Origin of the sequence: Erwinia sp. ErVv1 (genome assembly GCF_900068895.1) — a bacterium.
Taxonomy (GTDB): Bacteria; Pseudomonadota; Gammaproteobacteria; order Enterobacterales; family Enterobacteriaceae; genus Erwinia.
This window is the reverse complement of the sequence record NZ_CDPK01000006.1, coordinates 1-20486: the sequence shown is the minus strand read 5'-3', so window position 1 is coordinate 20486 and position 20486 is coordinate 1. Positions and strand designations below refer to the sequence as shown.

The 20486-nt window shown below is 53.4% G+C and carries 14 protein-coding genes and 3 pseudogenes; 12 read left to right on the top strand and 5 right to left on the bottom strand.

Going from position 1 to position 20486, the window contains the following annotated elements; translation table 11 throughout:
- Window positions 1-192 precede the first annotated feature (192 nt).
- Complete coding sequence (locus A1830_RS22620; RefSeq protein ID WP_156484984.1) at window positions 193-354, bottom strand: hypothetical protein; 162 nt, start codon at window positions 352-354, stop codon at window positions 193-195.
- A 12-nt stretch (window positions 355-366) separates the two neighbouring features.
- Here A1830_RS22620 and A1830_RS10740 point away from each other — a divergent pair, with 12 nt between their 5' ends.
- The 8 genes from A1830_RS10740 (at window position 367) to A1830_RS10705 (ending at window position 13373) form a co-directional block, all read left to right on the top strand.
- Window positions 367-2835, top strand: coding sequence for an Ig-like domain-containing protein (locus A1830_RS10740; protein WP_067705616.1), 2469 nt, complete (start codon window positions 367-369; stop codon window positions 2833-2835).
- Between the two features lie 385 nt (window positions 2836-3220).
- Window positions 3221-4573, top strand: coding sequence for a TolC family outer membrane protein (locus tag A1830_RS10735; RefSeq protein ID WP_067705614.1), 1353 nt, complete (start codon window positions 3221-3223; stop codon window positions 4571-4573).
- A 36-nt stretch (window positions 4574-4609) separates the two neighbouring features.
- A complete protein-coding gene (locus A1830_RS10730) occupies window positions 4610-6751 on the top strand; it encodes a type I secretion system permease/ATPase (RefSeq protein WP_067705612.1) in 2142 nt (713 codons plus the stop codon).
- Window positions 6748-7917, top strand: a complete 1170-nt coding sequence (locus tag A1830_RS10725) for a putative HlyD family type I secretion protein (RefSeq protein ID WP_067705610.1) — start codon at window positions 6748-6750, stop codon at window positions 7915-7917. Before A1830_RS10730 ends, A1830_RS10725 begins: the two co-directional genes overlap by 4 nt.
- 447 nt (window positions 7918-8364) lie before the next feature.
- Window positions 8365-9498 (top strand): porin OmpC, encoded by a 1134-nt coding sequence (gene ompC / locus A1830_RS10720; RefSeq protein WP_067705608.1) that lies wholly within the window; start codon window positions 8365-8367, stop codon window positions 9496-9498.
- Window positions 9499-9910: 412 nt separating this feature from the next.
- Window positions 9911-10948 (top strand): FAD:protein FMN transferase ApbE, encoded by a 1038-nt coding sequence (gene apbE / locus A1830_RS10715; RefSeq protein WP_067705606.1) that lies wholly within the window; start codon window positions 9911-9913, stop codon window positions 10946-10948.
- A gap of 31 nt (window positions 10949-10979) precedes the next feature.
- Complete coding sequence (gene alkB / locus A1830_RS10710) at window positions 10980-11624, top strand: DNA oxidative demethylase AlkB (protein ID WP_067705604.1); 645 nt, start codon at window positions 10980-10982, stop codon at window positions 11622-11624.
- Window positions 11625-11711: 87 nt separating this feature from the next.
- Entirely contained in the window at window positions 11712-13373 is a 1662-nt protein-coding gene (locus tag A1830_RS10705; protein WP_067705603.1) for a multidrug ABC transporter permease/ATP-binding protein, read from the top strand.
- A gap of 13 nt (window positions 13374-13386) precedes the next feature.
- On the opposite strand, the gene A1830_RS10700 is transcribed toward A1830_RS10705, so the two are convergent.
- Window positions 13387-14187: a 4'-phosphopantetheinyl transferase family protein gene (locus A1830_RS10700; protein WP_197473324.1), complete on the bottom strand. Its 801-nt coding sequence runs from the start codon at window positions 14185-14187 to the stop codon at window positions 13387-13389.
- Between the two features lie 755 nt (window positions 14188-14942).
- Here A1830_RS10700 and A1830_RS10690 point away from each other — a divergent pair.
- The 3 genes and pseudogenes from A1830_RS10690 (at window position 14943) to A1830_RS21415 (ending at window position 17181) form a co-directional block, all read left to right on the top strand.
- A complete protein-coding gene (locus A1830_RS10690; RefSeq protein WP_067705601.1) occupies window positions 14943-15542 on the top strand; it encodes a LysE family translocator in 600 nt (199 codons plus the stop codon).
- Window positions 15543-15860: 318 nt separating this feature from the next.
- Entirely contained in the window at window positions 15861-16889 is a 1029-nt protein-coding gene (locus tag A1830_RS10685) for an ElaD/SseL family deubiquitinase (RefSeq protein ID WP_067705599.1), read from the top strand.
- 36 nt (window positions 16890-16925) lie between these two features.
- Window positions 16926-17181: pseudogene (locus A1830_RS21415) on the top strand (CcdB family protein).
- Window positions 17182-17191: 10 nt separating this feature from the next.
- Here the strand turns inward: A1830_RS21415 and A1830_RS10680 are convergent.
- The 3 genes and pseudogenes from A1830_RS10680 to A1830_RS10670 all read right to left on the bottom strand — a co-directional run bounded on the left by A1830_RS10680 (window position 17192) and on the right by A1830_RS10670 (window position 19638).
- On the bottom strand, window positions 17192-17587 hold the full coding sequence (locus A1830_RS10680; RefSeq protein ID WP_231877610.1) for a hypothetical protein: 396 nt from the start codon (window positions 17585-17587) through the stop codon (window positions 17192-17194).
- Window positions 17583-17924, bottom strand: a pseudogene (locus A1830_RS10675) (hypothetical protein); the annotation flags it as partial. The pseudogene A1830_RS10675 and the gene A1830_RS10680, both read right to left, overlap by 5 nt.
- A 589-nt stretch (window positions 17925-18513) precedes the next feature.
- Window positions 18514-19638: a DUF4062 domain-containing protein gene (locus A1830_RS10670; RefSeq protein ID WP_067705596.1), complete on the bottom strand. Its 1125-nt coding sequence runs from the start codon at window positions 19636-19638 to the stop codon at window positions 18514-18516.
- Window positions 19639-19716: 78 nt separating this feature from the next.
- Between A1830_RS10670 and A1830_RS10665 the strand changes: the two are divergent.
- Window positions 19717-20417, top strand: a pseudogene (locus tag A1830_RS10665) (DUF6387 family protein).
- Window positions 20418-20486 lie beyond the last annotated feature (69 nt).

The window sequence follows — 20486 nt, the reverse complement described above, 5'->3', positions numbered from 1 at the left end:
AATTTAGCCAATGGTAAAGGCGCTTGTTCAGGACTAGCTTGTCTTATGCCAGTGCTGATATAAGCAAAGGTTATGATTTTAACTTACTGACTTTAAGTTAAAAAAAAACTTTGTGCCCGGATTCCTTGCTGAGAATGGTACTAAATATTATTTAAATTATCTGTGCTGGCGCTTGCCAGCAGCGGGCCGTTTTTATGCTGATAATTTTAACCATTTTCCCTGTTCAGGATTGATTGTCGATCCCAGAGTACCGGACAACAGCTGGCGCTGAAAAAGTGCCGACTGGCAGTACTGCAGGAAAACACCAGCGACGCTGTCGGTTTCCTGCCAATCAATGATGTCTATATCCGGCACAAAGGGGTCACCATGTCTACTTCAGAACAGAGTCGCGAGAAAAACGCGTCGCCAGCAGAGAGTGCGCAATCCGCACAGCAAAGGTTAGCGACTTCTCCATCAATTTCTGGCACCGATTCCATTACGCCTGATATCGCGCAGGTTAGCGCCAGCGAATCCGTTACGCCGGACACCGCGCCGGTGAGCGCCAGCGAATCCGTTACGTCGGACACCGCTTCGGTCAGCGCCAGCGAATCCGTTACGTCGGACACCGCGTCGGTCAGCGCCAGCGAATCCGTTACGTCGGACACCGCGTCAGTGAGCGCCAGCGAATCTATCACGCCGGTGAGCGCCGGTCATGCCACGCTGTCCGACGCGCAGGCGACGCCAGTCAGCGGGCTAACCCTGGCTAACGCTGCTGCGGCCACAGAGGGTGCGACCGTAGCCAGCGACACGACGGTGGGGGAGGTAGCTGCCTTCGCCCTGGCCGCGGCTTCCGGACCTACGGTTAAGGTTAACCCCTTTACCGGCGACCGCGTGCTGAGCTCAGAGGAAAAACACTCGGCACAAATCCTGGACGGTACCAGTACCCATCTCGATCCCGGCACGACGCTCACGGTTGGTCTGAACGGTAATACCTGGACCACTACCGTAAACAGCGACGGCAGCTGGCGCGTGGAAATCCCCAGCGAGGCGTTACTGTCCTTACCGGCCGGTCAGGCGGTGTTGAGCGTCAGCTTTGCCAACGCGGTAGGGGGCACCTCGTCTGCCAATCAACGCATAACCGTTGAGGCGTCACTTCCCCCGGAAGCCACGCCAGCGCCTCATCCCACCATTGATACGCCGTTTGGCGACGGCTGGCTAAATTTTGGGGAGTTCCACAGTGACCAGCTACTGACCGGTACCACCGGTTCCGTCAGTGCGGGTCAGCATGTGGTGCTCACCATCAACGGCACCACCTTCCCTGCCGAGGTCGATAATGCGGGCAACTGGTCGCTACAGGTGCGACTGGACGACATGGATGACCGTTTTAACCCCGGCGAAAACGAGATATCGGTGAAGGCGACGGATATGTGGGGGCAGACGGGCTCCACCACCGCCAGCTTTATGTTCGATATCACGGCCCCTTCGCTGAAAATCGATACCATGGCCGGTGACAATATGATCGACAGCAGCGAAATTAACGACCCGCTGATCGTATCGGGTACAACCGATGCCAGTGAGGCGGGCCGAACCGTCACCCTGATCTTTAACCAGCAGACCTGGACCACCACCGTTGAGGAAGATGGCCGCTGGCACTTTGAATTCGCCCCGGCGGTAATTCAGGCGATTGATGATGGCCACTACGGTATGAAATTTTCGCTATCAGATCAGGCGGGCAACCAAACCACCGCCTACACCAGCCTGGAACTTTACGGCTCCGACGAAACCCTGCCCACGCTTACCGTTGACCCCATTTCACATGACGATGCCCTGAATATCTATGAAGGGCAGTTTGGCATTGAAATCACCGGTACCTCTTCGCATCTGCCGAGCGGTACGGACATCGAGATAACGTTAAATGGCAAGGTTTATGAGGGGCGGGTAGGGGCAGCCGATGGCACATGGATGGCCTATATCAATGGGGACACGCTTGCGGCGCTGCACGATGGCAAATATACGCTGAACTTTTCCACCCTCGATCCTAACGGTAATGGAGCCAGTGCGACGCGTGATGTCTGGCTGATCACGCACTCCTCCAGTGAACCCCACTTTACGGTAAATGACCTGACCAACAGCGACGTCAGTCAACACGATGGGGCGACCTGGGTCACGGTGAACGGTACGGTACAGAGCGAATTCCCCATCATCGGCGCGTCACTGAATGTGGGCGACTACATGCTATATGGCCTGAACTTCGGCGAAAACGGTCAGTGGAGCGCGGAAGTCAACATCAACGATCTTAATACGCACGGGCTCAATACGATGCTTTTTACCGTCGCGGATATCGCCCGTAACTCGTTTGAATCCGTGCACCAGGTGAGTGCCGATATTGACACCAGCACCACCAACAGCGTGACCGCTTATGAAGCGCTGGAGGGTAACGGAGATGAAGTGAATGCCGCCTCCGCCGCGCTGGCGGATCAGGATGAAAAGGGTGGCGAGCCTGTGGCACATAACAGCATCACTACGCTGCTGTCGACGCTCACCGGCACGCCGGTTACAGCGCTGAGTGGTGCAAAGCATGAGGTCACCAGTGAGCAGCACGCGCTGGCGGGTAAACCGGGGCTGCATGAGGCAGCACCGCTGGCGCACGCTTCGGCAGATGAGGGGGCGAAAGTCGACCTGACCACCGTCCGGCTTACCGGCGATCCCCAGGCGGAAGGGGGGATCTGGGCGACGCCAGCCGACAGGACGCTCGGTGTGCAGGCGGCCGATGCCAGCCATCATGCCCCGCTGGTCTCTGAGAATACGCTGGGCGATCTGCTAAATCAGCACACTTTCCAGGCATACGTGGTGTAAATCGGGTTTTACCCTGCATCGGAGCAGGACATTCCGATGCAGGACGTGTAAAGTTAAGTATATTTTATATTTATGTAAGTTTTTTGTATGGGCTATTGTAGGAAAAGATGTTGGTTTAAGGGCCGTTTTTAAATCAACGAAAAAGCGCTAAAAAAACGCTATAGCTAAAATAACAGATGGATAGCGTCGGGATTTTTTCATTACACGACGCCACGTTGGCACTAAATTTTGCCCTATTCTCATGTGGATTACTGCGTAATCCTTTGTCACCAGGTACAGATTAGCGCCCTGCCGGGCGTTGGCTTACGTACGTCCGGATAAATACCGCTCCTGCGCTATTTGTCCGGCATCACATTATTTTTTCTAATGGGAAAGTGGTGTCAAAATGAAGAAGAAGTGGGTTTCACTCTGCGTGGCCGCGCTGTTCAGTACGCTGGGACAACATGCGCTGGCGGCGTCCGAACCCAAAGCCCAGTTTAACTGGCGGGCCGCTCCCAGTGAGGAGCAGGTCGCCACGCTGACGCTGCGTGACGCGATACTGCGCGCGTTTGCCCGCAATCCCAAAATTTCCGAGGCTGCCGCGCAAATCCTCGTGGGCGAAGCCGATCTGGATGCGGCAAAAAGCGCCTGGTATCCCCAGCTCTCACTCCAGGCCTCTGGCGGCCGTTCTCACCAGACCGACTCCTCGGGAAGCCTGAACAACAATGGCTCCGGCGGCATTACGCTCAGCCAGCTGCTGTACGACTTTGGCCGCACCGGCGGCGCGATAGATGAACAGCATAAGCTCTCGGAAGCCTACCGCTACGCGCTGTACGACACCATGACCACGGTCGCGCAGGACACGCTCCAGGCCTATCTGTCGGTGAAGCGCTACCGTGCGCTGGTGGAAGCCTCGCGCAATAACGTGGCCTCGCTGATGCGCGTCAAAGAGATCGCCAAAATGCGTGCCGACGCCGGGCTGAGTTCGCAGTCTGACGTGCTACAGGCGGAAACGCGCATCGCCGGGATGCATGCGACGCTGGAGCAGTATCGCGCCGGGGAACGCACCGCGCAGGCCCAGCTGACGGTGCTAACCGGCGTGGTCGCGGGCGATCTGCCCGAACTGCCGCAGTCGCTGCTTAACCAGCAGGTCACCCTCGATAAGATCGCCTATGAGAAAAGCGCCGCCGTACGCAGCGCCCAGGCCAAACAGGAGGCCGCGCTGGAGCGTGTCCATCAGGCCGCCTCCAACCACTGGCCAACGCTCAAGGTGGAAGCCGGACGCACCCGCTATCAAAACAGCCGACAGTCCTACTGGGACGATGAATTACAGCTCCAGGTGGAGGCGCCGCTCTATCAGGGCGGGCTGGTCAGTGCGAAGACCCGCGCCGCAGAGGGCGACAGAGAGGCTGCCGTCGCGGCGATCCAGCAGTCGAAGCTGGATATCAATCAGCACGCCTCCACCGCCTACGCCGATATGATCGGCGCCCAGCAGCGGCAAACGGCCGGGGAGCAGCAGCTCGGCAGTGCCGATCACACCCGCGCGGTCTACGCCGACGAATATAAGCTCAACAAGCGCAGCCTCAACGATCTGCTGAGCGTCGAACAGGACGTGTTTCAGGCCGACAGCAGCCGCCTGACGGCACTGTATGACGGCTGGGACGCCACGGTTCGCTATGCCGCTGCGGTCGATAATCTGCTGGATATCATGGGCATCGATCGTGAAGCCTCCAGCGGGCAAACCCTTCCTTCGCTCTGACGCTGGCCGGGCACCTTAACAGAATAAGGCAGTATTATGAGTAAACAGACCGCAAGCACCGAGAACTGGATTGACGCAATGCTCCGCGTGGCGGCTCGGTTTGGCAAACCGGCAGATGGCAAAACGCTGCGCCAGCAGATGCGCTGGTTTGAGCACCTGGCACCCGGCCAGCAGCTGGAGCGTCTGGCTGGCCTGCTGGGCCTGCATATGACCATGATGCCGCGCGAAAAAATCCGCTGGCGGCAGGAGGTCACCCCGGTGGTCCTGATCATGGAAAATGGCAGCGTGGTGGTGGTAGAGGCCATCGACGCTGAAGGTCACGCGCGCTACTGGCTGAGCGACGGCGGCGATGTGGTACGCGAAAGTGAACTGACGCTGCTGCTGGCGCAAAGCCAGCCGCAGGTGGGCATTATTGGCGTGGCCGCGCGGGCGCGCGATGCGCGCATTGACGAGTTCGTTCAGCCCTATAAAAAGCACTGGTTCTGGGAAAACTTTCGCGGCATGGGGCGGCGGATCATGGAGATCTCGCTGGCGTCGATTGTGGGGAACGTGCTGGCGCTGGCGGGCATCCTGTTTTCCATGCAGGTGTATGACCGGGTGATCCCCGCGCAGTCGGAATCCACGCTGTGGGTGCTGTTCACGGGCGTACTGATTGCGGCCGCCATTGAGTATCTGATCCGCCTGATGCGCACCCAGGTTTCCGATCTGATGGGTAAGCGCATCGATCTTAAGGTGTCGTCGATGCTGTTCGCCCGCGCGATGAGCATTCGCAATGAGGCCCGACCCAAATCGACCGGCTCCTTTATTTCCCAGCTGCGGGAAATTGACCAGGTGCGCGAGCTGCTGACCTCGACGACCGTCGGGGCCGCCGCCGATATGCCCTTTGTGATCCTGTTCCTGTTTATTATGGCGTTTATCGGCGGTCCGCTGGTGATCGTGCCGCTGCTGGCGATCCCGCTGATTGTCATTCCCGGGCTGCTGGTGCAGTTCCCGATGGCGAAACTGGCGAAAGAGGGGCTGCGTGAGGGCGCACTGCGCAACGCGGTGCTGGTGGAAACCATCGAGGGGATTGAAGACATTAAATCCCTCCAGGCGGAACCCTATTTCCAGCGCCAGTGGGAGCAGACCCATGAGGTGAGCGCGGCAATTGGTATGCAGCAGCGGCTGTGGGGCGCGCGGCTGACCGGCTGGGCGTCCACCGTGCAGCAGCTCACCTATGCGGGGATGCTGGTCTCCGGGGTCTATCTGGTGCTCAGCGGTGAAATTACTACCGGTACGCTGGTGGCCAGCAGCCTGCTCTCCTCACGCACCATCGCGCCGCTGATGCAGCTGACGATGGTATTTTCGCGCTGGCAGCACGCGAAAAGCGCCATGAACGGGCTGGATGAGCTGTTGAAAAAGCCGCTCGACCAGCCGGAAGAGGGCGAAATGGCGCACTGCCCCACGCTCACCGGGCACTACGATCTGCGCGGCGTGCAGTACAGCTACGACGAGGAAAACGTCAAAAATGTGGTCACCGTTGGGCAGTTGCAGATCAAACCCGGCGAGCGGATCGCCCTGCTGGGTAAAGTGGGGGCGGGTAAATCGACGCTGCTGCGGATGCTGGCCGGGCAGGCGCTGGCCACCCAGGGTAAGGTGATCGTCGACGGGGTGGATATCCGCCGGATTGACCCAATCGATCTGCGTCGCCAGCTCGGCTGGCTGTCGCAGGATTCGCGCCTGTTCTTCGGCACGCTGAGACAGAATCTGATGCTGGGTAATCCCCACGCCAGCGAGCAGGAGATGCTCCAGGCGCTGCGTATCAGCGGTGCGCTCAGCCTGGTCCAGCAGGATGCGGCCAGTCTTGACCGCATTATCAACGAAGGGGGAAGGGGGCTGTCGGGCGGACAGCGCCAGATGGTGATGCTCAGCCGGATGATCCTCCGTCAGCCGCAGGTGGTGCTGCTGGATGAACCCACTGCCTCCATGGATGAGCAGCTCGAAGAGCACGTTATCCGTCAGATGCAGGGCTGGCTGGCCGGACGAACGCTGGTGCTGGTCACCCATCGCCCGGCGCTGCTCAAGCTGGTGGATCGTATCGTGGTCATGGATAACGGCCGGATTATTGCCGATGGCCCGCGCGATGAGATCCTGCGCGTCGCCTCACCACAGGCTGCTGGCAAGGGGGATGCGGCATGAGTTTGCTACTGATTGACCGGAGTATGAAACGCAACGAGCGCCGGACTTCCTCCGTTATCTGGCTGTGCACGGCGGCGCTGGCGCTGTTTTTCATCTGGGCGCACTTTGCCATTCTGGATGAGGTCACCGTGGGTACCGGCAAGGTCACGCCGCTCAGCCGCGCGCAGGTGATCGAAAGCCTGGACGGCGGCATCGTTGACCAGCTTAACGTCCATGAGGGGAACATTGTCGAGAAGGGGCAGGTGCTGGCCCGGCTCGATCCGACGCGTTTTCGCTCTAACTTTGGTGAGGCGGCGGCCAAAGCCCGCACGCTGGCGGCTTCGGCTGAGAGACTGCGCTCCGAGCTGACCGGCGCGCCGCTGCGGTTCAGTGAGCAGACGCTGAAAGAGCCGGCTCTGGTGGCCAGGGAAACCCAGCTTTATCAGTCGCGACGCCGAAATTTGAATGAAACCGTCAGCAATTTAACCCAGTCAATGAAGCTGGTGCAGGATGAACTGCGCATGACGGAGCCGCTGGTGGCGAAAGGGGCCGCCGGGCAGGTGGAGGTGATCAGGCTGCGGCGGCAAATCAGCGAGCTGCGCGGTAAAATTGATGAAGCGAAGAACGATTATGCGGTCAGGGCGCGTGAAGAGCAGGTGAAGAATAACGCCGATCTGGATGCACAGCTGGAGGTGCTGACCGGTAAAGAGGATCAGCTCACCCGTGCCACCATTTATTCGCCGGTACGCGGGATCGTCAAGGATATCCAGGTCACCACCGTGGGCGGCGTGCTCCAGCCCGGCGGCAAGCTGATGGAAATCGTGCCGCTGGAGGATCAGCTGCTGATCGAAACGCGCATCAATCCGCGTGATATTGCCTATATCCGGCCCGGCCTGCCCGCCACCGTCAAGGTGACGGCGTACGACTCATCCATCTATGGCGATTTGCCGGGCGAGGTGGAAACCGTCTCCCCCGATACCCTGCAGGATGAGGTAAAACGCGATCAGTACTATTATCGCGTTTACGTACGTACGCAGAAGGCGGAACTGGCGAACAGGGCAGGGCGTAAATTCCCTATTGTTCCCGGTATGGTGGCGAATGTTGAAATTAAAACCGGTCAGAAATCAGTTATGGATTATCTGATAAAACCGCTTAATAAAGTGAAGGAATCGCTGCGCGAGCGCTGATAATCTGCGGATAACCCCCCGGAAATAAAAAAAGCCGAACGCAAGGTTCGGCTGAAATCAGGGTAAAGCAAAACATTCGGGGTGAATGAGGGTAATACAGAAATAAAATGATGATAGCGGAGTTATTGTATAACCGGATGGTCACTAATTTTTATCATTCAGTGCTCAGAAATTACATTTTAAAAAATTCATTAAAAACAAATACTTGATTTATTATTGATGGATTCTTGATAATCCGTGCCATCATTATTAGCGATACGTGCTGTGTAAAATTCCTGCGAAATTTACGTTTAGCAATAGATTGGTTACAGTATGAAACACATTCGGAAATTTGGTATCATTTTCTTTATAGATTATTACGCGCTGGTCACTAGTATGGGCTTTCAGCTGAATAACAAATATTCAGTAAGCAGTGGCAATTATAATATAACCAGAGGGTAATAATAGATGAAACGTCAAGTTCTCTCCCTGATGATTCCTGCAATGCTGGTAGCAGGTTCAGCAGGCGCGGCTGAAATCTACAACAAAGACGGAAATAAGCTTGATCTGTTTGGCAAAGTAGATGGCCTGCACTATTTCTCTGATAACGACAGTAACGACGGCGACCAGTCTTACATGCGTTTTGGCTTCAAAGGTGAAACGCAGATTTCAAACGAACTGACCGGCTATGGTCAGTGGGAATACCAGGCAGCACTGAATAACGCAGAATCTGAAGGCACCGCCAACAGCTACACCCGCGTAGGTTTTGCGGGTCTGAAATTCGGTGATTCCGGTTCACTCGACTACGGTCGTAACTACGGCGTGGCCTACGATATCGGCGCATGGACCGACGTACTGCCAGAGTTTGGTGGGGATACCTACGGCGCGGATAACTTTATGTTCCAGCGCGGTAATGGCATGCTGACCTACCGTAACAATAACTTCTTCGGCCTGGTTGACGGCTGGAACTTTGCCCTGCAGTACCAGGGTAAAAACAGCAGCGCCACCGAGTCGCCAAATGGGCGTGATACGCTCGGACAGAACGGTGATGGCTGGGGTCTGTCAACCACGTACGATCTCGGCTCCGGCTTTGGTATCGGGGGTGCGATGTTCAGCTCTGACCGCACCACGGAGCAGAACGGCGGCACGGCAGACCGTTCAACGATTCTGGGTCGGGGTGATAAAGCCACCGCGTACACCGGCGGCCTGAAATATGATGCCAACAGCATCTACCTGGCGGCGATGTATACCCGCTCTTACAATGCCACCCGCTTCGGGAGCACCCCTACGGATGACACCCCGAATGCGGCCTACGGCTATGCGGATAAAGCGGATAACTGGGAGCTGGTTGCACAGTACCAGTTCGACTTCGGTCTGCGTCCTTCCCTGGCGTTTGTCAGCTCTCGCGGCAGCGACATTCAGGGTTATGGCTCACAGAACCTGAAAAAGTATGTTGATGTGGGTGCGACCTACTACTTCAACAAAAATATGTCCACCTACGTTGATTACCAGATCAACCTGCTGGATGACAGTAAGTTTACCGACGCTGCGGGCATCAATACGGATGACATCGTTGCGCTGGGCCTGGTCTACCAGTTCTAAACTGGCTGGAGCGCAGCACCGCTGCGCTCCCTGTTTATTTTCCCTTCAAAGTACTCCGGTTGCCTTCTCGTTTTTCTTTTGCCCTTTATATTCACTCCCTGAACGTCTGCTCCTTCTCCTGCTGCTACTGCGAGACCGCATTAGCGACGATGTGGACGATAGAGCTGTTTGGTATGCGTTTGCTTGTAATGCTTATAGCCTGAAAAGATAATCAGCGCGGTGCATACGGCAAGGAGTAGAAAATAGATCATAGCGGATCTCCTCTGTATCCAGGGTTTTGCTGCTCTCAGAGAGCGGCGTCGGGCAACCATTCTGGTGAGCATTTTTATGATAATCAAGTCATTATCCCGGTCAGATAGCGGCAGAAAGGGCCGTTTTCGGACCAAAATTTACTAAAGGTTGTTAAGCTTTGATGAAGAAGAACACGCTGTATTATGCTGGTTTAGCAGCATTTATTACCCTTGCCGGCTGTGACAATCAAAACCAGAGTCCTGCCGATCCGGGGCTGGTTCTTGAGGGACGCACAATGGGAACATTCTGGAGGGTTAGCCTGGCTGGCGTTGCGCCTGAGCGTAAAGATGCGCTACAAAAAGCGGTTCAGCAGCAGCTCGACGAGGACGATCGGGAGCTGTCGACCTGGAAACCCGATTCCGCTCTTTCCAAATTTAATCAGTATCGCGGCAGCGACCCGCAGCCGATCAGCGATAATATGGCGGACATCGTCACGCTTGCGCTGCGTATCGGGAAGAAAACCGACGGTGCGATGGACATCACCGTAGGGCCGCTGGTCAATTTGTGGGGCTTTGGACCGGATAAGCAGCCGGTAAAAACCCCCACCCAGGCGCAGATTGATGCCGCCCGTGCGCTGACCGGCCTGCAGCATCTGCAGGTGATTCAGAAGGCTGAGGGTGCCTGGCTGCAAAAAGATTTGCCCGGCCTCTATGTTGACCTGTCAACGGTCGGGGAGGGGTTTGCCACCGACCATCTGGCTCGCCTGATGGAGAAAGAGGGCATTAACAGCTACCTTGTTTCCGTCGGGGGCGCGGTACTGACCCGCGGCATGAATGCGCAGGGACGCCCCTGGAAGGTGGCGATTCAAAAACCGACCGACAAAGAGAACGCGGTACAGGCCGTGGTGGACTTGCAGGGGCACGGTATCAGCACCTCGGGCAGCTACCTCAACTACTATGAACTGGACGGCAAGCGAATTTCCCACGTCATTGACCCCGTCAGCGGACGCCCCATTCAGCATAAGCTGGTGTCGGCGACGGTGATTGCCACTACGGCGCTGGAAGCCGACGGGTGGGATACCGGGCTGATGGTGCTGGGCGAGGAGAAAGCTAAGGCGCTGGCGCTGCGGGAGAAGCTCGCCGTCTATCTGATCGTTAAGCAGGGTGATGGCTTTGTAACCTGGATGTCGCCACAGTTTAAAGCCTTTATCCGGCAATAACCGGGGCAGCGCGCTGCCCTCAGGAGCCACCATGCTGGACTTTTTTAGTGAAGACGCCCCCTGGGCGGAGCCGCTGGCCGAGGGGGCCGTGATCCTGCGCCGCCGCGCGCGCGATGAGGCGGCAGGGCTGATGACGCTGGTCAGTGAGGTCTCGGCGCAAAACCCGTTTCATCACCGTATTACCCCTGGCGGCCATCGCATGTCGGTCGCCATGACCAACTGCGGGAACTTTGGCTGGTCAACCGACGCCAGGGGCTATCAGTATAGCGTTCAGGACAGCGCCACCGGCAAGCGCTGGCCGCCGATGCCGGAGCGGTTTCGCGCCCTGGCTGCCGCCTGTGCGGCCGAGGCCGGATTTGAGAGTTTTCAGCCTGACGCCTGCCTGATCAACCGCTACGAGCCGGGGGCGAAGATGAGCCTGCATCAGGATAAGGATGAAGAGGATCTCAGGCAGCCTATCGTTTCCGTTTCGCTGGGGCTGCCGGCGGTATTCCAGTTTGGCGGCTTCGAGCGCGGTGATGCCGCTCAGCGGGTGCTGCTGGAACATGGCGACATCGTGGTGTGGGGCGGCCCGTCCAGGCTGCGCTTTCACGGCATTCTGCCGCTGAAGCCGGGTATCCATCCCGCCACTGGCGCATTCCGCTATAACCTGACCTTCCGTCGCGCTTTCCGTTAGCGGCAGAGGCTCAAGTGAGAATAGTTATTGATATCGTCCGGGCAGTCATTAAACTGCAGGCTGCGTAGACTTTACCTGGATGATGTCATGGAGTTGCTTCACGTTGTTTACCGTCAGTACCGCTGGCCGTTTCTGGGCGTCATTGCCCTCAGCCTGCTGAGTGCCGCCCTCGGCATCGGGCTGATCGCTTTTATCAACCGCGAGCTGATTGTGACCCTGGGTGCCTCACTGGCGGTGCTGCCGCAGTTCCTGGGGCTGCTGCTATTGCTGCTGGCGGTGACCCTCGCCTCTCAGCTGGCGTTGACGATGCTCGGTCACCATTTTGTCTGGCGTCTGCGCGGCGAATTTATCAAACGCATTCTGGATACCCAGGTGGAACGTATCGGGCAGATCGGCAGTGCGCAGCTGCTGGCGGGGCTAACCAGCGATGTGCGCAACATCACGATTGCCTTTGTGCGCCTGCCGGAGCTGATCCAGGGCGTTATCCTGACCCTCGGTTCTGCCGCTTATCTGGCCTGGCTCTCGCCCCGCATGCTGCTGGTCACTGCGGTCTGGGTCACGATAACCATTATTGGCGGCTGGCTGCTGGTCTCCCGGGTTTATCGCCATATGGCTAAGCTGCGCGAAACCGAGGACCAGCTCTACGCGGATTATCAGACCATCATTGATGGACGTAAGGAGCTGGCGCTTAACCGCCAGCGGGCGCGAATGATCTATGAAAACCTCTATCAGGAAAACGCCAAAAACTACCGTCACCATATCGTGCGCGCCGATACCTTTCACCTCAGCGCGGTAAACTGGTCCAACATTATGATGCTGGGCGCCATTGGTCTGGTCTTTTACATGGCGAATACCCTGGGCTGGGCGGACACCGCCGTGGCGGCCACCTACTCACTGACGCTGCTGTTTCTGCGCACGCCGCTGCTCTCTGCGGTGGGCGCGCTGCCCACGCTGCTCAGCGCCCAGGTTGCCTTTAACAAGCTGAATGCCTTTCGGCTGGCCGATTACCGTCCAGAGTTTATTGCCCCCGGCGAGGCGAAGCGCTGGCAGACCCTTGAGCTTAAGGATCTGGTTTTCCACTATGGCGATCGCGGTTTCCAGGTCGGGCCGGTTAGTATGACGCTCACGCGCGGTGAACGGGTCTTTTTGATTGGCGGGAACGGCAGTGGAAAATCGACGCTGGCGATGCTGCTGACCGGGCTTTATACGCCGGTATCCGGGCAGATCCTGCTGGATGGCGAGGTTATAGATGATTCAAACAGGGAAAGTTATCGCCGCCTGTTCTCAGCGGTATTCACGGACGTTCACCTGTTCGATCGCCTGATTGATGATAATGGCCAGGCCGCCGACCCTGTCAGGGTTGAGCAGTGGCTTGAGCGGCTGGAAATGCGCGACAAGATTAAGCTTAACGGTAACAAGGTGCTTAACCTGGCGCTCTCTAAAGGCCAGAGTAAGCGGCTGGCGCTGCTGCTGGCGGTGGCCGAACAGCGTGATATCCTGCTGCTTGATGAGTGGGCGGCCGATCAGGATCCGCATTTCCGCCGTATATTCTATCGTGAACTGCTGCCATGGCTGCATGAGATGGGTAAAACCATTCTCGCCATCAGCCACGACGACAGCTATTTCCTGCATGCCGATCGCCTGCTGGAGATGCGTGACGGTCGATTGAGTGAGTTGACCGGTGAAGATCGCCAACAGGCTACGCTGGATGCGGTAAAACGCACCGGGACGCTGGGGGCCCGACGTTAGTCAGGCCGGGCTTTTATGGCGCCTGCGTAGCGTCATGGGCCCCCTCGACGATGACCCAGCTGAGCAGATGACGGGCGTCACTCAGCGTATGCCCGCTAAACTCGCATCCGGCGGGAAAGCGCGGGGAGAAATCCTTCAGCAGCCTGAGCGTTACGCGCTCTGCCTGCGGTGAGCAGGAGATAATCTCTGCGTCGCTAAAATGCATAAACTGTCGAAGCGACGGGAAAAGCGCTTTGTACAGGCTCTCCTTTAGTGAAAAGGCCGCGGTCAGCGCCGTGGCAAAGGGCAGGCCGCTCTGCTCAAGCTGCTGCCTTTCCTCCTCATTCACAATCGTGCTGGCCAGCTCCTGCGCGGTTTTGCTCTGCATCACCTCTTCACAGTCCACGCCGGGCAGCAGCGCGCAATCTGCTGACGCCAGCAGCAGGCTGACGCAATGCCGGGTATGCGACAGCGATCCGACGATGCCAGCGGGCCAAATCGGCGCACGCTGCGCATCATTGCTGAGAATATATCCCTCAATGCCATAGTGCGACAGCGCCTGTCTGACCAGATAGCGGCTGGCAAGATACTCCGCCTGACGCTTGTCGACTGCCCGCTGCAAGTGTGCGGGAAACGGTATATCCAGCGTGGAGAACAGCGTCGGATGGTAAACCTCCGGGCTGTATCCCAGTTGAAAAAGGGTTATGGCAGGGAAGTCGGGCAGGGCGGTGCGGACGATATCACCGAGAAAGTGCGCCTCGCGCACCACCGGAAAGGTGATATGTGCGTTTCCACAGCGAACGAGGGGCGTTTGAGATTGGAGTGTGTCGGCCACCGTGGGTCCCGTCTTATGAGCAGTGAAAACAGTTAACGGCATTATAGAGTAGCGCACCGCCTCGGGTGAAAAACTTTTGGCTGGGACCAGTGAATCCGTTATTTCAGGGTGCCGGAAGGTGCGCTAACTAACTTTTTGCAGGCAGGTTACCAGCCGAAAGGTCTGTCGCAGTTAGTACTATTATCAGCACAACCCCGGCCTGACACCTGCTCCATACGCCTGTCGCGTTTAACCTCGCCTTTATCATTAACGGAATACACCGGAGTAGGGCTGAATGTGCTGGGCTTTTTGGCATGATACCCATCATATCCGTCGTTTCCATCATAGCTATATGAAGCACATGATAAAATGCCGAAAGAAACCAGGGCAAGAAGCAGCAGTCGTATCGTTATCATTTTATTTCCCTTTCAAAATGAGTATGAGCTAAACCAGCTAATAAACTACCATATCAACAGCAGGAGAAGTATCTGAAGAAAAGAGTCATTGCATGCTTGTTTATGCTAAGCCAGTCCAGTCCTGATAATTACCCTCGCATGTGAACTGTAGAGGGTTGCCCCCCCGGCTGTAATTATTTATATCCGGCACATTTTGTGAAATAAACGAGAACATCTAACTGTAATTACATTCGGAGAGTTGCGGGAACACTCATTTGCATTCCTTTCAGGATTGTTTTGACAGCTAAAACGGATAGCGAATGGCTCTTCATACCCGCCGAGCTGGCAGATCTACAGCCTCTCAGTTAAAATTAAAAGAATATGGATATTAACCTTATCGGCTTTATGCCCGCACTTCTGCCTGTGGCTCTCTCCCCCGGAGCAAGCTTCACGCTGGTGATGAGCAGCGCTCTGGCGGGCGGGCGTAGGGGGCTATTCAGGACGCTGGCCGGAACGGCTTTGGGCATATACACTCACGCGCTGCTTATCGGGCTTGGGATAACTGCGGTAGTTGTCTCATCGCCAGCCATTTTTGCTGCACTAAAAATAGCAGGGACAGCCTATCTCCTGTGGTTAGGGATTATGCTCATCCTCAGCGGCCTTACATCAAAGCCAGATAAACCTGATAACAGGCGTTCGTCCGTTACGGTGAAAGAGGCGTGGCTGGCTAACGTTCTTAACCCGAAAGCCATTATGTTTTATCTGACGGTGGTATCTCAATTTGCCGGAAAACAGGGGGGCATTAGCCACTATTTGACCCTGGCTTCCGTGCATGTGCTCGTTATGAGCATCTGGCTTATTGTCATCAGCCATATACTCATTTTTTCCGCCAGGAAAATTAATCCACTCAGGTTGAAAAGAACCATCAATACCGCTGGCGGGCTGCTACTGATGACATTTTCATTATATAGCCTGATGTGATGAATTCAGGCTTATTAAAAAATCTGCAGGCATTAAGTTAGATCCCCCCGCCAGACGCCCCAGATCTGTGCCTGGACTGACCCCAGAGCAGCAAAAAAATTATCTCACTCGTCACGTTGGTTAAGTAAACAGGCGATAACGTGGCCCGATTCTTCCAGGTACATGCTCTGTTGTTAAACGATGGATAGCACAACATCGCTTAACTGATCATCTGGTAAACCTACAGAAAAGCGAATATTGAAATACATTTACTGCCGAGTGATTTAACATAAAAGATGTGAAAATTACTTATGCTCCTTAACTCTTAGAGAGGAAAAAATGATTATTGATTTTTATTCTCGTTATCAGATAAATTTAGAACAGTTCGATAACTTATTCACAGACGATGTGGATATTAAAACTCTTGATGTGTTGGGTCAATCAGCAGCAGATGGCAACGTCGATTGTATTGATATTTTGCATAACATTTCCCTTCGTAATGATGAGGCAGGTAAAAGATCTGAGGATATCCTTTTTGGTTTGTTTAGCGGAAAAACCGAGGGGAAGAAAGGGATAGACGAAGAGATTCAACTGGCCAGTCTTAAATTATATGAAACGGCATGTAAAACTAAAGAAACAAATGATCCAGATAGGAGTAAGTTTAATTCTCCCTCTAAACTGCTTTATATGGCGGGTTCTGCCTTAACTCATGCAACGCAGAAACAGGATGTAACCGCTATTTTCAGCGGCGGGAACAGGAGCCAGTCACCGTACGAGCAGTTTGTCGACCAGGATTTGTGGAGTCGCGCTCGCATGCTGACAACGGATGAGATAAATGCTGCCATGTATGATGTAAATCAGGACGCTGATAATTTGTCATTAAACTTCCCCATTGGACTGATCGAGCCTGAAAAAAACATAAATATGCTGTCTGAACAGATTGGTGAAAAAATAAAATCCAATAATATTTCTGATAAGGCGGAGGTTTTTCCGATAAATTCAGGGGATCACTGGGTCATGTTTGCTTTGTATAAAGATGGATCCGATCATATAAATAAGTGTGTTGTATTTAATTCCTTAGGTGATTTAAATGAAAATGCAAAAAATAACTTGATTGATTCAGCAAGAGCAGCAGGAGTGCCTAAAGAGAATATCGCATTCATTAATGGGGATATGCAGGAAAACGTGCCAAACGGATGTGGGGTATTTGTGGTTAAAGCAATAGAGGCACTCTCCAAATCCCCGGAGAAAACACCAGTAGATACACTTAAAGAGTTCGTTGGTGATTTTGCAAAGTTATCAGCAGAAGATCAAACGACATTTAATATACAGACCCGTCGTCAACTGTATGAATATAGCATCCTGTAGAGGTGCGTGGCAGACCTGACTCAATGACAGCCGCCCCTGCTGCCTGATGTCACAAGTGATATTTTCAGCCGGCTGAACCGCAGGATTGTGATCCCGCGGCTGCCGTTTAAAGTATCCAAAGAGCACACGACCGGAACGGCTGGTTTCGCTTGTCAGACTGACTGATGATAATGAGTATGCAGTCATGACTCATGAGATGGCAATTATCCCCACTTGTTCTCTGGGGGCTGTGTTCTGCGATGCTTCCCCTTATCGTACCCAGATCAAAACTGCGATTGATTTTCTTCTCTGATATTTTTTGCTCACCTGACCGCAGATAATATAATGGCAGCTAATATCGAAATCAGATAAAAAGCAGTCGCAATCATCCACAGGGCGGATAAATACCTCATCCATGGCTGAATTTTTAAGTCATTCTCCTCAAAAAAATTATAAGCAGGGTCGTTTTGCCTGAGCAAAAAAATCTTCTGTTTCTTGCTCAATCTGATAAAAAATCGGCTCATGGGGAAAACAACAAATAAACCAACCATATGGTTAAATGAGGCAGGAGCGGGGAATGTATATTTTTCTTTGAAAAGTGAGACTAAATTGTCATAACGACGCTTATTGGCCAGGTAGACAAAAAACGATATAAAAATAAGTAAACTGGCGAAGAGTCCAAAGAATAATCCTGACCTGGCTAGTATATGTTCAATCACCGGTTGACTCCAAAAACATATTGACCAGTTTCTCACCTGCCACACTACCAGCGTAGCCTCCGGCGATAGATCCTACTGCCGCGCATGCTACACCGCCAACACCTACTTTGTTTGCCTGCCTGAGTTTGTACAGCATCTGCGTAGCGATCGGCGCAGCCGTATCCGGGTCTGCAACGATCAATATCTGACCCGGCTTTAGCCACTGTGTATCTGCATTGAGTTTCATAAACAGGCTGGCCGCAGGGGAGCGGGTATCCCTGAACAGCTCCCTGGCTTGAAAAGCAAGGTTTCCGGGATGTTCTACAACACAGTAACCGGGGGCAATTTGACGTGCCATGCATCCATTCTCCGCGTGTGTTTAAATATGGCGTCAGCTGTACATCATGCCCAGCCACCAAAGTTAATCGCACGGACATAGTAATTAACTCAACTGTGTTAAGCAAAAAGTGTTCTAAGCTGCTGACGATCAATGCATCGAGAAGACCTGTTTTATGCTGTGAAAATCATCCTGAATAGAGATGAACATGTTTTATGCTTGCTCCATTTCTTTCGTCAAGTCTGGAAGACCGCAGGGCTGATTTGTCGTACCTAATGTGGTTTTAATCAGGCTGGATGGGTGTTCAGATAAAAACCAGTGAGCTGTAGCAGAGGTGGGTGAACGAGCGGATTGTCGTCAGGATCATCAAACCAGGGGAAACCCGCGTCGGTTATGATGGCTTTTTACCCGCCTTTCAACGGAGTTTCATGCGGTTAGATTCCCTGTAAACAAAAAAAGCAGCCATAAGAGGCTGCTTTTTTCGGGGAGAATTTGGTCGGCACGAGAGGATTTGAATAGTTCATTTAACATTTTGAGTTTAAAGGTATTTTAGACTGATATTTATGTTGAATATGCCTATGCATATGCCTAAAACATATGCTAGTGAAATTTACTTACTTTTCCATTGTCGACGTAAGAGAGCTACGAAATCTTCGACATATAAAAGCTTATCTAAGGTAAATGCCTGTCTTCCAACATGAGCTGGGTTCAATAAGACCGGAGCTTTATCTTGTCCCATAGAGAATGATGAATACATAGTGTTGGGACTAGCCAGGTACTCAGCCTGAGTTTTCCATGAGGCTGAGGAGCCACCTGATATGCTTAGCGCAGGCACGAGATGAGTTAATCGTTGTGTAGGATCGATGTCAGAGTAGATCCATAAAGCATAATCTAAAGCTTTTGAGAGCTGCTCAGTTACCTGTTCTTCGATGATGGCGGGAAGGCCTCCTGAAGGCGAAGACAAAGGTAATGAGATCAGTAGATCGCCATTAGAATGTAGCTTTACAAGATTCTTAAGATCCCGGTTTAGCGTCTGACATATACACAGCGCTCCATTTTCAAGCGATACATTTGTGCCAAATTGCTTGTCGAAGATAGCATGCCTGCCGAAAAGAGCTTCTTTTGATAACTTATCCTCAAACTCTTTAGAGTCCATTTGAGCAGGACGGATAATGGTTGAATCAGGGCCGGCAGCAATTGAGATATCCAGATTGATTGCGCTTTGTGAAAAAGTTTGGTTACTGCGCGGCAGATTCTCAACTGCTCTAGTTTTAAGGCCCACAGGATCAAGAGGTGCTACTGCACGGGCAAGTACAAGGTCATGAATTGCTTTAAGAGCTTTAGCTTTTAGATCTTCATCTGAAGAAAACTCCCCTCTAAAAAGGCCTTTTTCCCAAGTACTTACTTCTTTTATCAGTTTATCCTGTTCAGGTTCCGCTTCGCTGATTTCACTTTCAATGAAGATAATCAATGGCTTGGTATTACGAGCTTCGATGACTTCCTCGTGGGTTGCTGACAGGCCTGACTGTTGTATCGCTCCATATCGAGAGCCTAAAATCAAAATTACAGCGTCAGATTCACGAACACCGTTAAGACAAGTGATTTGTGGCGAATTTGCTCTAGCCCCAAAATCCTCTGCCATAAGTGGTTTATGCCCAAGAACACAAACGGCATCCTTGACAGCTTTTCTTTTATCTTCAAAACCCGATATCAACGAACTTATGAAAATATTCATATGAATTCTCAGTAGACAGGTTATTAATAAGTATAGGCATTAATCGTGAGTCGACCTTTGTTACCAAATAGGAAAATTATGAAAAATTGGTCTACTGAAGATACAAGAGCAGTTAAAGCTTGGATGAACATAGAAAACTATAAAAGTTTTGAAGATACAACGCTCAATGCGCTTTATCACGAGTTATGGGCAAGAGCCCTTCTTTTCAAGCCATGGCCTACTGAAGAGGAAAAGGTCGGTCTTGGGGATACATGCGACAGATCTTCAATGGGAAGCCTTTCCTCTTCGAGCCCGAACAGCTTAACTACATGCAAGATGATCAAACTCTTCAAAGCCCACCGCATATCTTCATTACAGACATAAGCCGCCTTGCTCAACTTAGTGTAACTGGTCTCCGGGTCAATCTGTTCTCCTGGGAGCAAGGTAGTGACGAGTACTGCGTAAACCTTCCCCACCATGAAGCATATGTATCTACGGTTATGTCAGCGATATGTGAAAGCACCGTCCTTTTAGAAATCGACCTTGCCAGTGGTACAGACGATGAAATTGCAGAGTCTATCAAATCAGCTCTTCCGCAATGGAGACGCGTGAAGGGGATTGAAGCTGACGAGTCAAGAGCTGTGCGCTTCGGCTACGGCACAATTAAGAAGGTTATCTCTTATCGGCTCATAGCAATGCTCGACGTGCTTCTATGGGCAAAGGTGTATGACCTGCGCGTTTCAGACGACAGGCTGTCGAGACTCTTGTACACAGATGAAGATGTATTAGCTCAGACCTGATCTGACAGTTACCGGTTATTTATACAGGTATCTGTCAGATTACATCTGGCTTAAATTCTTCTCAGCCCA

Excerpts from the sequence above, each read along its gene's own strand:
- alkB (WP_067705604.1), top strand. The coding sequence starts at position 10,980 with ATGCTGGACTTTTTTAGTGAAGACGCCCCCTGGGCGGAGCCGCTGGCC.
- apbE (WP_067705606.1), top strand. The coding sequence starts at position 9,911 with ATGAAGAAGAACACGCTGTATTATGCTGGTTTAGCAGCATTTATTACC.
- A1830_RS10685 (WP_067705599.1), top strand. The coding sequence starts at position 15,861 with ATGATTATTGATTTTTATTCTCGTTATCAGATAAATTTAGAACAGTTC.
- A1830_RS10705 (WP_067705603.1), top strand. The coding sequence starts at position 11,712 with ATGGAGTTGCTTCACGTTGTTTACCGTCAGTACCGCTGGCCGTTTCTG.
- ompC (WP_067705608.1), top strand. The coding sequence starts at position 8,365 with ATGAAACGTCAAGTTCTCTCCCTGATGATTCCTGCAATGCTGGTAGCA.
- A1830_RS10740 (WP_067705616.1), top strand. The coding sequence starts at position 367 with ATGTCTACTTCAGAACAGAGTCGCGAGAAAAACGCGTCGCCAGCAGAG.
- A1830_RS10735 (WP_067705614.1), top strand. The coding sequence starts at position 3,221 with ATGAAGAAGAAGTGGGTTTCACTCTGCGTGGCCGCGCTGTTCAGTACG.
- A1830_RS10690 (WP_067705601.1), top strand. The coding sequence starts at position 14,943 with ATGGATATTAACCTTATCGGCTTTATGCCCGCACTTCTGCCTGTGGCT.
- A1830_RS10725 (WP_067705610.1), top strand. The coding sequence starts at position 6,748 with ATGAGTTTGCTACTGATTGACCGGAGTATGAAACGCAACGAGCGCCGG.
- A1830_RS10730 (WP_067705612.1), top strand. The coding sequence starts at position 4,610 with ATGAGTAAACAGACCGCAAGCACCGAGAACTGGATTGACGCAATGCTC.
- A1830_RS10670 (WP_067705596.1), bottom strand. The coding sequence starts at position 19,638 with ATGAATATTTTCATAAGTTCGTTGATATCGGGTTTTGAAGATAAAAGA.